Below are 14,092 nucleotides of genomic sequence, written 5' to 3'. Positions count from 1 at the left end.
TAATGAAATTAATCGTAAATAAGTCAATATAGTTATTATACCATTCATTTGCTCTGTATTCAAAAAAGAGAAGATTATATTTTATATAATTATGATTGTACTTCTTATTGATTATTTTATTTGAGATTAGGAAAATATTTGAAGTGGAAGACCTTTATCAAAGAAATCATTCGTAAAATCTCTAGAAAGACTACTGAATTACTTCAAAATGCTATATCGAACTCAATCAATGAAGCGGAAAGTATTTCTCTAAATTTTATAGTTTTTAAATCGGTTCAATTTTCCCTTAGAATTTAGGTGGAATTAAAGTTATATATAAAAATAAAATAAAATAAACTTAAATAGTAGCAGGAATTATTGGATAAGAAGAGAATATTTGGAATATAAACAATTTTCACTGATTACGAAAAAATCAAAAAAATCAAAAATGTCAAAAGTGAAAAATGATAGAAAAAAAGGGGGGGAGAAGAAGCAAATTCTATACAAAACAAAATTATATATTTAAAGGGGGAAAAAATTTCGAAAAAAAGTATGGTATTTTTATTGACAATGATTCTATTGATTTCCACATTTTTAGTAGGCTGTGGAGGCACAGACACACAGACCTCTAGCCAAGAAGGAAGTGCTCTAGGGGAGGGTAGCGATTTTGACAATCCTGCTACCCGTAGGGGAAATGTGCTGACTGTGGGTGGAACTGATGTAAATGGGATATTTAATCCCATTACGTATTCAACGGTTTATGATTCATATATCATTGGATTGGTTTTTGATACATTATTAGGAATGGAAACAGATGGGACACTGGTGACTGAAGGAGGGCTATTGGAGAACTACGAAATATCTGAAGATGGTTTAATTTATACATTTACCCTGAAGGAAGGATTAGTTTGGCATGATGGTCAGCCTATTACTGCTGAAGATATTGCCTTCACCTATGAGACGATTATGCAACCTGATTATAAGGGGAGACTTTTTAATAATGTACAAGATATTGTTGGAGCAAATGAAGTGAAGAAAGGCGTTGCAGAATCAGCTGAAGGAATTAACGTTATAGATGAAAGAACAATTGAAATTGTAACGACGGTGGCGAAGGCCACTACTCTTAGAAATTTGGCAGGGGAGAGAATGTTCCCTATTCCAAAGCATTATTATGACGTGGGGTCAGCAGATGCCATGGCGGAACTTGACCGTGAGCCTATTGGAAATGGACCTTTTAAAATTAAAAATTATGTGGTAGAACAGTATGTAGAATTCGAACCCAATGTAGATTATTGGCAAGGTACTCCTAAATTAGATGGGATTATTTACAAAGTTGTTGCAAATGTCAATGAACTATCTGAATTTCAAGTGGGCTCTGTAGATGCAGTTAATTTTGAAAATGCCATTGAGAACTATGAAACAATCGAAGGTCCAACTTTTAAACATGGAGAATTGTTAAATAACTGGAACAATGGATACACCTATGTGAGCTTTAACTTTAAGAACCCTATTTTTCAGGATCAAAGAGTACGACAAGCATTGGTATACGGTGTAGATAGAGCTGGATTTGTTCAATCATTTTTTGGAGATTTAGGTGGAGCAGTGGCCCATAGTCCCATTTCACCTGTTTCTTGGGCTTATCCAGAAGCGGAATTAAACCCATATGAATACAGCACTGAAAAAGCCAATGAGTTATTAGATGAAGCGGGTTGGAAAATGAAAGATGATGGATTTAGATATAAAGATGGTGAAAAACTGGCCTTTACTTGGACTTCTTATAATGATGCAGAATGGTCGGTTCAATTTACTGCCCTAGCCAAGGAAAATTGGAAACACATCGGCGTAGACTGTGAAATTGAATTAATGGATTTCAACTCTTTGTCTACCCTTGTTGGAGATCTCAATAATCACGATAAATGGGATATGTTTAATATGGCTTGGAGTTTAACGGCTGATCCTAATATGCAATCCACCTATGCTAAAGAACATACACCTCCAGGAAATAATAGAGGATATTATGCTAATGAAGAGATTGAAGCGTTGATGGAAGAAGGTGTACTAGAGCTAGAACAAGAAAAGCGTAAAGAAATTTATCAAGAATTAGCTCACAAATTCAACGAAGATTTACCTTATATCTATGTATACACTAGAATGAATCCATGGCTGATAAACAAACGAGTGAAGAATTTCCAACCAAGTGAATTTGTTGAGTGGTATGCAAATGCCCACGAGATTGAGATAATAGAAAATTAAGCTGTTTTAAGGGTTATGAGTTAGCATATGGTTTTGGATGCAAGGCCATATGCTAATTTTTCAAAAAAATTGTGAGGAGGGAAAATATGGGGAAGTATATCCTACGAAGATTATTTCAACAAATTCCAATTCTAATTGGTGTAAGTATTTTACTTTTTGCTATCTTTCAATTGGCGCCTGGCAGTCCTTTAGCTTCTTTTTATATGGATCCAAGCATGACCAGTGAACAAATGGAACAATTGGAAGAGGCCTATGGGCTTAATCGACCCGTTCACCTACAATATGTTGATTATATGAGAGGGGTAGTAGTGGGCAATTTAGGAACGTCATTTCAACTGAGGCAGCCTGTTTCTACATTGATTGGAGAACGGATGTGGACAACGTTTTATATTTCTTTTGTGTCTTTATTTATTAGTCTGATGATTGCAATTCCCATAGGTGTTATTTCGGCCACAAAGCAATACTCTATTTTCGATTATGCAGGGACTATTTTTGCTCTTATGGGAGTTTCGATACCTATCTTTTTCTTTGCCTTATTATTAATTAAGCAGTTTGGGATAGACCTGCGCTGGTTTCCAATATCAGGTATGCGGACCCCGGCGGCTGACTTCTCTTTTCCTCACAATATGTTTGATCTTTTAAAGCATAGTGTTTTGCCATTGACTGTACTTGGTCTAACCCAAGCAGGGAGATTTATGCGTTATACTAGGTCCAGTATGCTAGAAGTGATTCGTCAGGATTATATTCGAACAGCTAGAGCAAAGGGATTAAATGAAAAAGTCGTTATTTATAAGCATGCATTAAGAAATGCATTGATTCCTGTTGTAACACTATTAGGAGCTAGTTTACCTATTCTTTTCTCTGGTGCTTTACTAATTGAAATCGTATTCGTTTGGCCAGGTATGGGGAGGTTGCAATATAATTCAGTACTACATAGAGATTATCCATTGATGATGGGAATTAATCTTTTTTTAGGCGTGTTAACATTGATGGGTAATTTGGTTGCGGATATTTCCTACGCGTTTATTGATCCAAGAATTCGGTACGATTAAAGGGGGAAAAACAATGATTAGTAAAGAAGGAGAGAAAAATCTTCCTGAGATTAATAAACAAGCTAAAAGCTCAGAAGTATCGAGTCAATGGAAACTCATGTGGAAACGCTTGAAAAGAAACAAATTAGCACTGGTTGGATTGACAATTATTGTGACACTATCCTTGTTAGCAATCTTTGCACCGTGGATTACACCACATGAAAGAGATGCAATAAATTTAGCAAACAGTAATATGGCACCAAATGCTGAAAATTGGCTTGGGACAGACTCCCTGGGAAGAGATATTTTCGCACGGCTCATTTATGGAGCCAGGGTCTCCTTGACAGTGGGGTTTGTAGCTACAGGGATTCGTATGGTTATTGGTGTGGTACTTGGTGGTATTGCTGGATATTATGGAAAAGCCGTTGATGGTTTTATTATGCGGGTGGCTGATGTATTTGCCTGTTTTCCTTTTCTACCGATCGCCATTACCTTTGTGGCATTATTAGGACCTAGTATTTACAATATAATGCTGGTGATTGGATTAATTGGATGGCCCGGGATTGCGAGAATTGTGAGGGCTGAAATCCTTTCTCTGAGAGAAAGAGAATTTATGGAAGCTGCGACGGCGCTAGGAATTAGTGACTTTAGAAAAATCACGAGACATTTAATACCCAATACAATGGCATCGATTATTGTGTCAGCAACCCTAGGGATTGCAGCAGCAATTTTAACGGAATCATCTTTGAGCTTTTTAGGCTTAGGCGTTTCACCACCTCAACCGACCTGGGGAAATATGTTAACTGAGGCTCAAAATCAATATGTACTGCAAAATAGATGGTGGCAATGGATTCCACCAGGTTTACTAATCTTTTTAGTTGTCATGAGTTTGAACTTATTAGGTGACGGATTGAGAGATGCCTTGGATCCAAGGTTAAAACAATAGAATAGAGGTGAAACTATTGGACAATTTGTTAGAAGTGAAAAATTTAAAAACCTATTTTTATACTGAGGATGGTGTTGTACCTGCAGTAAATGGTGTGGATTTTACTTTGAAGCCAGGACAAACATTGGGAATTGTAGGTGAATCAGGTTGTGGCAAAAGTATTACTTCCATGTCTATCATGCGTTTGATCCCAACGCCACCTGGTAAAATTATAGATGGTGAGATTATATTTGATAACAAGGATTTATTAGCTATTTCAGAGCTAGAGATGAGACGAATTCGAGGAAATGATATTGCGATGATATTTCAAGAACCTATGACTTCATTGAATCCAGTCTATACAATTGGTAGTCAAATTATGGAAGCCGTGATGCTACATCAGAAGCTAAACAAGAATAAAGCCCAAGAAAAATGCATTGAAATGCTAGAGTTAGTGGGGATACCCCGAGCGGCTGAGGTTGTAAATGATTATCCCCATCAATTTAGTGGTGGTATGAGGCAACGTGTGATGATTGCGATGGCATTATCCTGTAATCCCAAATTACTAATTGCCGACGAACCGACGACTGCCTTAGATGTAACCATTCAAGCACAAATTTTAGAATTAATGAAGGGGCTAAAAGAAAAACTCAATACTGCGACTATGCTCATCACCCATGACCTTGGTGTGGTGGCAGAAACCGCAGATCATGTGATTGTTATGTATGCAGGTAGAGTTGTTGAAGAAGCAAATGTAATGGATATTTTCGAAGATCCTAAGCATCCATACACAATAGGACTTTTAAACTCCAAACCAAGTATAGATAAAAAATCCCAACGATTAGAAGTAATACAAGGTAGCGTGCCAAATCCTTTAGCTATGCCGGTGGGATGTGCCTTTCACCCCAGATGTTCCCAAGTAATGGATATATGCACAGAAAAAGTTCCAGACTTAGTGCATTATACCGAAGAGCGAAAAGTGCGGTGCTGGTTATTTCATAACAGTCATGGGGAGGAGAGTGAATAGATGGAAATGATAAAAAAAAATGATCGTTTTCAAGAGACGGATGATTTGATCGTAGTTAAAAACTTGAAAAAATACTTTCCTATCAGAGCGGGACTATTAAAGAAAATAGTCAGTCATGTTCAGGCAGTAGAAAATATTAATTTTACAATTAGAAAGGGGGAAACACTAGGACTGGTGGGAGAATCGGGTTGCGGTAAGTCGACTACCGGAAGAACGATTTTACGGTTACTAGAAAAGACTGAAGGGGAGGTTTACTATAAAGGTCAAGATATTTATGATTTGTCTAAGCACGAGATGATACAATTACGAAGAGAAATGCAAATTATCTTTCAAGATCCTTATAGTTCCTTGAATCCAAGAATGCCGGTTTCAGATATTGTTGGAGAAGCCCTAGAACAACATGGGATAGCGAAAGGAAAGCAGAAAATTGAACGAGTTAAAGAACTGGTGGAAACCTGTGGTCTGGCCCCTTATCATATTAGAAGGTATCCTCACGAATTTAGTGGTGGACAAAGACAACGAATAGGTATTGCAAGGGCTTTGGCATTAAATCCTGATTTCATTGTATGTGATGAGCCGGTATCGGCACTAGATGTTTCCATTCAGTCGCAGATATTAAATCTATTGATGGATCTTCAACAGGAGCGTCAATTAACATATCTATTTATCTCCCACGATCTAAGTGTGGTAAAACACATCAGCGACCGAATTGGTGTGATGTACTTAGGTAATCTAGTGGAATTAGCAGATAAGGATGATTTATATGAACAACCATTGCATCCCTATACCCAAGCCTTACTATCGGCAATACCATTAGCTGACCCTAGAAAAAAGATAAATCGAATTTTACTGAAGGGTGATATTCCCAGTCCGTCAAACCCACCTAGAGGTTGTCGATTTCATACGAGATGCCCTTATGCGATGAATGAATGTAAGATAGAGGTTCCGGAGTTTAAAGAAGCAAAAGAAAAACATTTTGTTGCATGTCATTTAGTATAAAAAAGTCTAAAACATTTCATATAGATAAATATCAACTTTCTTAAAATTTGAGGGGGGAGAAAATGCTTAAAAAGCAGCATGGGCATTATGATCACATTGAGAAACAGTATAAAAGTGAACTAGAGTCCGATGTAAGCAAAGATGAAATCCAGTTTGATTGGAGTGATACTTTAGCGTTTACTATAGCAACATTCCAAGTGATATTCCCCTATGCCCTGGCACTAGCTGGAAGCTATGCAGTTATAATGTTACTATTTTCATTGTTATTGGGAAGAAACTAGCAGAAATGCTAGTTTCTTTTGCGCTTGGGGGAAGTGTCCATTGTTTCCATATCCATAGGGAGTGGGTTATTCAAGATTGAAAATGGTAATGGTATATAGGATTGTGTGGAAATTGTTGTTCTGCTTTATTTGTACGTACATAAATTATAGGAGATGTGTGTGTGAATCAATTATAGGTTTTGAAGTTAAAATAGAAATATGTTTATTACAAAAAAGTTATAATTGATTGAGGAGAAAAAAATATATAAATATGTAAATTAAACACTTGTGTTGTAATTTCAAGAAGAAAGTGCGAATGCGATAAAAGTTCTATTCTATCAAATATTAAGATAATTTAAGGTTTAGGCTTTTACCTTGCAAATTAGAGAATAAAGGAGATATAATGCTCCTATAGTTAAATCAATTGAATGACAATTCATAAAAAACAAATTAATACATCGATTGCATAATTTATTGAATGAATATCATGTTTTACAAAATTTTATTAATTCATCTGATTGGTTTTCACTTTTGCCTCACAGGCAAAAATTAAATATAATATAAGGGGGAAACAAAATGTTCAAGAGTAAAAAAGTATTATTGCTTTTAAGCCTAATACTAGTATTCGCTCTAGTTGCTGTTGGTTGTAGTAGTCCAGAAGCACCAGCGGGTGGGGAAGAAGTAGTTGAAGGAGAAGTGACTGAAAGCAAAACTGTATTAGTTGTAGGACAAGGTGCAGATGCAGTTTCTTTAGATCCACATGCAACAAATGACCAACCATCTTCAAGAGTTTCAAAGCAAATTTATGACACACTTGTTGAGCAAGATCAAAACATGGCACTTCAACCAGGCTTAGCAACAAGCTGGGAAGAAATTGATGAGCTAACTTTTGAGTTTACACTAAAGCAAGGCGTAGTCTTCCATAATGGAGAAGCGTTCACTGCTAATGATGTTAAGTTTACATTGTTAAGAGCATTAGAGTCTACTCATATTGGGCATATTGTAGGTCAAATTGACCCAGAGGGTATTGAAATTATCGATGATCACACCATTAGAATATCTACAACAGAGCCATTTGCGCCATTATTAGCACATTTAGCACATACAGCAACTGCTATGTTAAATGAAACAGCAGTAACTGAAGCTGGTGAGGACTATGGTCAGCACCCAATCGGGACAGGACCATTTGTATTTGATAAGTGGAACACTGGTGATAGCATTGAATTATTAAGAAATGATAACTACCATGGTGAAGCACCAAAGATTGAAAAAGTAATTATGAGAAGTATTACAGAAAATGCAAACAGAACAATTGAGCTTGAAACAGGACAAATTGATATTGCTTATGATATTTCACCAAATGATGTAAACCGAGTAGAAGCACATGATGACTTAATTTTATTAAGACAACCTAACTTCTCAACAGCCTATGTAGGATTTAACGTTGCTAAAGAACCATACAATGACGTAAGAGTACGTCAAGCCATTAACTATGCTGTGGATATGGAAGCCATTGTTGAGGCAGTATACCAAGGCGTTGGTGCACCAGCTAAAGGGCCTCTAGGACCAAACGTATGGGCCTCAAATCAAAGCCTTGAGGAATACGGATTTGATCAAGAAAAAGCAAAGGAACTATTGGCAGAGGCAGGATACCCAGAAGGATTCAAAACAACACTTTGGACAAATCAAAATCAACAAAGAGAAGACATTGCAACAATCGTTGCGAACCAATTGGGACAAATTGGTATTGAAGCTGAAATATCAGTAGTTGAATGGGGAACTTATCTAGAGGACACAGCGGCTGGAAAGCATGACATGCTTATCATGGGTTGGACAACAGTAACCGGTGACCCTGACTATGGTTTATATTCATTATTCCATTCAAAATCAACCGGAACAGCAGGAAACAGATCCTTCTATGGAAATGACAGAGTAGATGAGCTGTTAGACCTTGGAAGAAGATCAGCTGATCCAGTAGAAAGAGAAGCATATTATATGGAAGCACAAGTAATCATTAGAGATGAAGCACCATGGATCTTTACATGGAGTGGTGAAGACCTAAATGGTACACAAAGCGATGTAAGAGGATTTGTACCACATCCAGCAGGACATCATAAATTACACGGTGTTTACTTCGAATAAAAGTGATTTAGTAAATCGCTTGAAAACAAAGTGAAATAGTAGATTGCATAAAACTATAGGGTCATATGTTTCATATGACCCTATATTAATGCAATGGAAGGTGTTAAATATAGGAAGGAGGACCATTGATGCATAAGTATATACTAAGAAGGTTGCTGTACTTGATACCGGTTATTTTAGGGGTTTCTTTAATTGTTTTCACAATGATGTACTTTACACCTGGTGATCCAGCGAGAATCATGCTAGGAGAGTCAGCACCAGATGAAGAGGTTGCAAGAATGCGGGAGTCATTAGGATTGGATGATCCTTATGTTGTGCAGTTTGGCAGATATGTTAAAAATGCGGTGGTGCATCAAGATATTGGAAGATCATATCGTACAGGTAGACCCGTGGCGGAAGAAGTCTTGACGAGATTCCCTGCTACACTAAAACTAGCAGCAGCAGGTGTCTTTGTGGCGGTTGTCATCGGAATTCCAATAGGGATCATATCGGCAACAAAACAATATTCACTCTTTGATAACGTTGCCATGATTTTTGCCTTGATGGGGGTCTCGATGCCAAACTTCTGGCAAGGGATGATGGGGATTTTAATTTTCTCTGTTTATCTTGGATGGTTTCCGTCCTCGGGATTCTCCACATTCAGGCATCTCATTTTACCGGCAACAACAATTGGAACAAGTTCAGCAGCAATTATTACAAGAATGACCCGCTCTAGTATGCTAGAGGTTGTTAGACAAGATTACATCAGAACTGCCAGAGCCAAGGGACAGGCTGAGTCGGTTGTTATCAATCAGCATGCGCTTAAAAATGCACTTATTCCCATTATAACTGTTATTGGATTGCAATTTGGATACTTACTTGGAGGAGCAGTTTTAACTGAATCTATTTTCTCTATCCCTGGGGTAGGAAAATTAATGGTTGATTCTATTCTTACAAGAGATTTTCCAGTTGTACAAGGAGGCGTACTATTTATCGCAGTTACCTTTAGTATGGTTAATCTAGTTGTGGATATTTTATATGCCTATGTTGATCCAAGAATTAAATCTCAGTATAAATAGAGTTGATAAGCATGAAAAGGAGGTAACCGTATGTCAAGTTCAAATTCAGCTGTAAAGGATTCACAAGCACAGGGAAGTCAACAGACTGCTCCAAAAAAGAAGAAGCGTAGCCAATGGGTAGCAGTTTGGGGACGATTAAGAAAAAATAAAGCAGCCATGGTTGGTTTGACCATTCTTACTATTTTAATTTTAACAGCACTATTTGCCGATGTGATTGCACCAGATGGCTATGATAGTCAAAATTTGACGAATCGATTTCAATCACCAAGCAGAGAACATCTATTCGGAACAGATAACTTTGGCCGTGATATATTTGATCGTATTGTTCATGGATCTAGAATTTCATTACAGGTAGGCTTTGTTGCCGTAGGAATTGCTGCCATCGTTGGTGGATCACTAGGGGCGATTGCAGGGTACTATGGTGGGAAATTAGATAATGTTGTCATGAGATTAATGGACGTGCTATTGGCAATCCCAGGAATTTTGCTGGCGATTTCAATTGTTGCATCCTTAGGACCAGGACTTACCAATGTAATGATTGCCGTTGGGATTGGTTCAATTCCAGGATATGCCAGAATTGTACGTGCTTCGGTATTGACAATTCGAGACCAGGAATTTGTAGAAGCAGCCAGAGCCATCGGAGCCAATGACTTTAGAATTATTATGAAACACATTCTTCCAAACTCTATGGCACCCATTATCGTGCAGGCAACACTAGGGGTAGCTGGGGCAATTTTATCAGCTGCAGGACTAAGCTTTATTGGATTAGGAATTCAATTGCCAACTCCTGAATGGGGTGCCATGCTATCATCGGGAAGACAATATATGAGGGATTACTGGCATATTGCAACATTCCCAGGACTAGCCATTATGTTTACGATTTTCGGTCTTAACCTACTAGGAGATGGATTAAGAGATGCACTTGATCCTAGATTAAAGAACTAATTTCACCAGTATAGGAGTGTGAAAAAGATGAGTGAAAAGAAAAAATTATTGGAAATTAAAGATTTATCCATTCAATATATAACCGAAGATGGGACTGTTCGTGCAGTAGATGATATGAATCTTGAAATAGGTAAGGGCGAGACATTGGGTTTAGTAGGCGAAACTGGAGCAGGGAAAACAACAACTGCATTAGGTATTATGCAATTGGTTCCGAATCCTCCAGGCAAGATTATAAAGGGCGAAATTATATTCGAAGGTGAAGACCTGTTAAAGAAAACAGCAACTCAATTAAGAAAGATTCGTGGGAATAAGATTTCAATGATCTTTCAAGATCCAATGACTTCTTTAAACCCAGTGATGACTGTTGGAGAGCAAATCGCAGAGGTTGTTAAGCTTCACCAAAAGGTGAATGCCAAGGAAGCAATTAAACGGGCCCAAGAGATGCTTGATACGGTAGGGATCCCAGCTGGGAGACATAAGGATTATCCACATCAATTTAGTGGTGGGATGAGACAACGTGTTGTCATTGCCATTGCATTAGCCTGTAACCCAACACTACTGATAGCTGATGAGCCAACAACAGCCCTAGATGTAACGATTCAAGCCCAAGTGCTTGATTTGATGAAAAAGCTAAAAGAAGAGTTTGAGACTTCAATGATTATGATTACCCATGATTTAGGGGTTGTGGCAGAGGTTTGTGACAAGGTTGCGATTATGTATGCTGGGAATGTGGTGGAATACACTAGTAAGGAAAACTTATATACAGTGCCAAAGCATCCTTATACCATTGGACTTTTCAACTCGATTCCGAACCCGGAAGAGGATGAAACAAGGCTAAAGCCAATTAAAGGATTGATGCCAGATCCTACTGATCTACCAACGGGCTGTCCATTCCATCCAAGATGTCCACACGCAACAAAAAAATGTGCGGAGGTTATGCCAAAATCTATTGAGGTGGCACCGGGTCACTTTGTGAAATGCTTATTATTTTCTGACGGAGGAGTCGAATAATAGAATGTAGGAGGTGACAATTATGTCAGAGAGACTAATTGAAGTACGTAATTTGAAGAAGTACTTTAATACAAAAAAGGGACTATTACATGCTGTAGATGATGTGAACTTCTTTATTAATAAAGGTGAAACCCTAGGGCTTGTTGGGGAGTCAGGTTGTGGTAAGTCAACAACAGGTAGAGTACTTCTAAGGCTATTAGAGCCAACAGCTGGTGAGGTAATCTTTGAAGGGAAAGATATCGTCCAATTTGATAAGAACCAAATGCGTGACATTCGAAAGGAAATGCAAATTGTCTTTCAGGATCCATTTGCTTCGTTAAATCCTAGGATGAGCGTTTCTGAAATTATTGGAGAACCACTAGTGGTCAATAAAATTTACAAATCTAAAGTTGATCTTAACAAAAAAGTAAATGAGCTAATGGGAACTGTTGGATTGGCAGAAAGACTTGTCAATGTATATCCCCATGAGCTTGATGGTGGAAGAAGACAACGTATCGGAATTGCAAGAGCATTAGCCCTAAATCCAAAATTTATTGTACAGGATGAGCCGGTCTCAGCACTTGACGTATCCATCCAAGCACAGATTTTAAACCTGATGGGAGATCTTCAAAAAGAATTTGGACTCACTTATATGTTTATTTCTCATGATCTAGGTGTTGTGAAACATGTAAGTGATCGTATTGCGGTGATGTATTTGGGTCAAGTGGTAGAGCTATCTGAGTATAACACAATGTTTAAAAGCCCAATACACCCATACACACAAGCGTTATTATCAGCTATTCCAGTACCTTCAATTGATGTAAAGAAAGAAAGAATCATTCTAGAGGGAGACGTTCCAAGTCCAATTAACCCTCCCGATGGCTGTCGATTCTATGGTAGATGTAGATATAGACAGGAAATATGTAAATCAAATACCCCTGAACTAAGAGATATGGGTGACCTACGGTTTGTTGCTTGTCACTTTGCCGGTGACTTGAAACCAAGGAAAGAGTAAATAAGGGTGAAAGCCCTTATTTTTTTCTTTTTTTTGAACAAAGATTTAATTATCCACAGGATTAATTAAATATATAAAATATTTGTAATAGAATTATATCATAAACGTAATAAAATGAAAATATAAAAATGATTGCTGTAGCAAAAATACAAATTAAAAAGTCTTCCATGATTTAGATTATACATTGGTAAAGAAGTGTATATTATGAATAAGTTCATAAGATCAATGAAGGAGAGGATAAAAAATGAAAATATATACGAAGACAGGAGATAAGGGTCAAACCAGCTTATATGATGGTAAGCGTGTAGACAAGGATGACATTAGGGTAGAAAGTTATGGAACCATTGATGAACTGAACTCCGCATTAGGTTTTGCTAGAACATTTGTAGAAGATGATGAAATCTCTAACTATATTTTTCAAATCCAAAGAGAGCTTTTTGATGTGGCTGGTGAATTGGCCACAGAAGATAAAGAAAAATTTCCAGAAAAAATAGAACAATCTCATACTAAATGCTTAGAAGAAATGATCGATTATTTCTTATCTAAGATGGAACTGATGGATCGATTTATCATTCCTGGAACCAATCGGGCTTCTGCAAGTTTACATGTTGCCAGAACCATATGTAGACGGGCTGAAAGAAGAATATTAACACTACAAAAAGAAGTCTATGTAAGTGTAAACTTAGTCAAATATGTGAATCGACTATCAGATGCGATCTATGCAATGGCTAGATACCTAGAGAGTGATTTAAAATATGTTGAATTTAAAAAGTAAGTGAAAAATCGAATGATATAAAAATTTATCAATATATAGTTCAGCATAAACCGTATATATGTTATAATAAACTGGTAATAATATGGAAGAGGTGAGATGATGGTTAATGATATAAAGGAAACTCTTTTTAGCCAAGAGGAGATAGCACAACGTGTAGAAGAATTAGGTAAGCAGATAACTGCAGACTATAATCATGAAGAGGGCTTAGTCGTCATTGGTGTTTTAAAAGGAGCGAGTATTTTTTTGGGAGACTTAGTTAGAAAGATTGATCGTCCACTATCAATTGATTTTATGGCAGTATCAAGCTATGGATTGTCAACGGAGAGTTCTGGTGTTGTGAGAATTCTAAAGGATTTAGATTTAGAGATCGAAGACAAGCACATATTGATTGTAGAGGATATTGTTGATACAGGATTGACGCTGAAATACTTAACAGAAAACTTAAAGTCTAGAAATACAAAAAGCATTAAGGTTTGCACATTATTGGATAAACCTGCCAGAAGAAAATGTGATTTGCCAATTGATTATATCGGATTTGACATTCCAGATGAGTTTATTGTTGGATATGGAATCGATTATGCTGAAAAATATAGAAACCTGCCCTATATTGCTACTTTGAAATCAGAAGTTTATCGTTAAAGTTTTGGGATTCTTGAATACTTTTCTAGCAAGTATAACATACTATTTGTAAGG

General features: G+C 37.1%; 13 protein-coding genes. All 13 read left to right on the top strand.

Annotated elements, in window-relative coordinates; all coding sequences use genetic code 11:
• Window positions 1-531: 531 nt before the first annotated feature.
• Entirely contained in the window at window positions 532-2,232 is a 1,701-nt protein-coding gene (locus AMET_RS14365) for an ABC transporter substrate-binding protein (protein ID WP_012064033.1), read from the top strand.
• An 86-nt stretch (window positions 2,233-2,318) separates the two neighbouring features.
• The gene (locus AMET_RS14360; RefSeq protein WP_012064032.1) at window positions 2,319-3,284 is read left to right on the top strand and encodes an ABC transporter permease; all 966 of its coding nucleotides are present in this window, start codon (window positions 2,319-2,321) and stop codon (window positions 3,282-3,284) included.
• A gap of 13 nt (window positions 3,285-3,297) precedes the next feature.
• The gene (gene opp4C, locus AMET_RS14355; RefSeq protein ID WP_012064031.1) at window positions 3,298-4,209 is read left to right on the top strand and encodes an oligopeptide ABC transporter permease; all 912 of its coding nucleotides are present in this window, start codon (window positions 3,298-3,300) and stop codon (window positions 4,207-4,209) included.
• Between the two features lie 16 nt (window positions 4,210-4,225).
• On the top strand, window positions 4,226-5,215 hold the full coding sequence (locus tag AMET_RS14350; RefSeq protein ID WP_012064030.1) for an ABC transporter ATP-binding protein: 990 nt from the start codon (window positions 4,226-4,228) through the stop codon (window positions 5,213-5,215).
• Entirely contained in the window at window positions 5,216-6,214 is a 999-nt protein-coding gene (locus AMET_RS14345; RefSeq protein WP_012064029.1) for an ABC transporter ATP-binding protein, read from the top strand.
• Between the two features lie 62 nt (window positions 6,215-6,276).
• Entirely contained in the window at window positions 6,277-6,495 is a 219-nt protein-coding gene (locus tag AMET_RS14340; protein WP_041720853.1) for a hypothetical protein, read from the top strand.
• A gap of 555 nt (window positions 6,496-7,050) precedes the next feature.
• Window positions 7,051-8,616, top strand: coding sequence for a glutathione ABC transporter substrate-binding protein (locus tag AMET_RS14335; RefSeq protein ID WP_012064027.1), 1,566 nt, complete (start codon window positions 7,051-7,053; stop codon window positions 8,614-8,616).
• Between the two features lie 128 nt (window positions 8,617-8,744).
• The gene (gene nikB / locus AMET_RS14330) at window positions 8,745-9,674 is read left to right on the top strand and encodes a nickel ABC transporter permease (protein WP_012064026.1); all 930 of its coding nucleotides are present in this window, start codon (window positions 8,745-8,747) and stop codon (window positions 9,672-9,674) included.
• Window positions 9,675-9,704: 30 nt separating this feature from the next.
• The gene (locus AMET_RS14325; protein ID WP_012064025.1) at window positions 9,705-10,619 is read left to right on the top strand and encodes an ABC transporter permease; all 915 of its coding nucleotides are present in this window, start codon (window positions 9,705-9,707) and stop codon (window positions 10,617-10,619) included.
• 27 nt (window positions 10,620-10,646) lie between these two features.
• Window positions 10,647-11,630, top strand: a complete 984-nt coding sequence (locus tag AMET_RS14320; protein WP_012064024.1) for an ABC transporter ATP-binding protein — start codon at window positions 10,647-10,649, stop codon at window positions 11,628-11,630.
• 22 nt (window positions 11,631-11,652) lie between these two features.
• Complete coding sequence (locus tag AMET_RS14315; RefSeq protein ID WP_012064023.1) at window positions 11,653-12,624, top strand: ABC transporter ATP-binding protein; 972 nt, start codon at window positions 11,653-11,655, stop codon at window positions 12,622-12,624.
• Window positions 12,625-12,868: 244 nt separating this feature from the next.
• Window positions 12,869-13,399 (top strand): cob(I)yrinic acid a,c-diamide adenosyltransferase, encoded by a 531-nt coding sequence (locus AMET_RS14310; protein ID WP_012064022.1) that lies wholly within the window; start codon window positions 12,869-12,871, stop codon window positions 13,397-13,399.
• A gap of 99 nt (window positions 13,400-13,498) precedes the next feature.
• Window positions 13,499-14,038, top strand: a complete 540-nt coding sequence (gene hpt / locus AMET_RS14305; RefSeq protein WP_012064021.1) for a hypoxanthine phosphoribosyltransferase — start codon at window positions 13,499-13,501, stop codon at window positions 14,036-14,038.
• Window positions 14,039-14,092: the final 54 nt, after the last annotated feature.

The sequence above is a fragment of the Alkaliphilus metalliredigens QYMF genome (assembly GCF_000016985.1).
In the GTDB taxonomy this organism is placed as follows: domain Bacteria; phylum Bacillota; class Clostridia; order Peptostreptococcales; family Natronincolaceae; genus Alkaliphilus_A; species Alkaliphilus_A metalliredigens.
The sequence above is the reverse complement of the archived record's forward strand: the minus strand, read 5'-3'. Positions and strand labels throughout refer to the sequence as shown.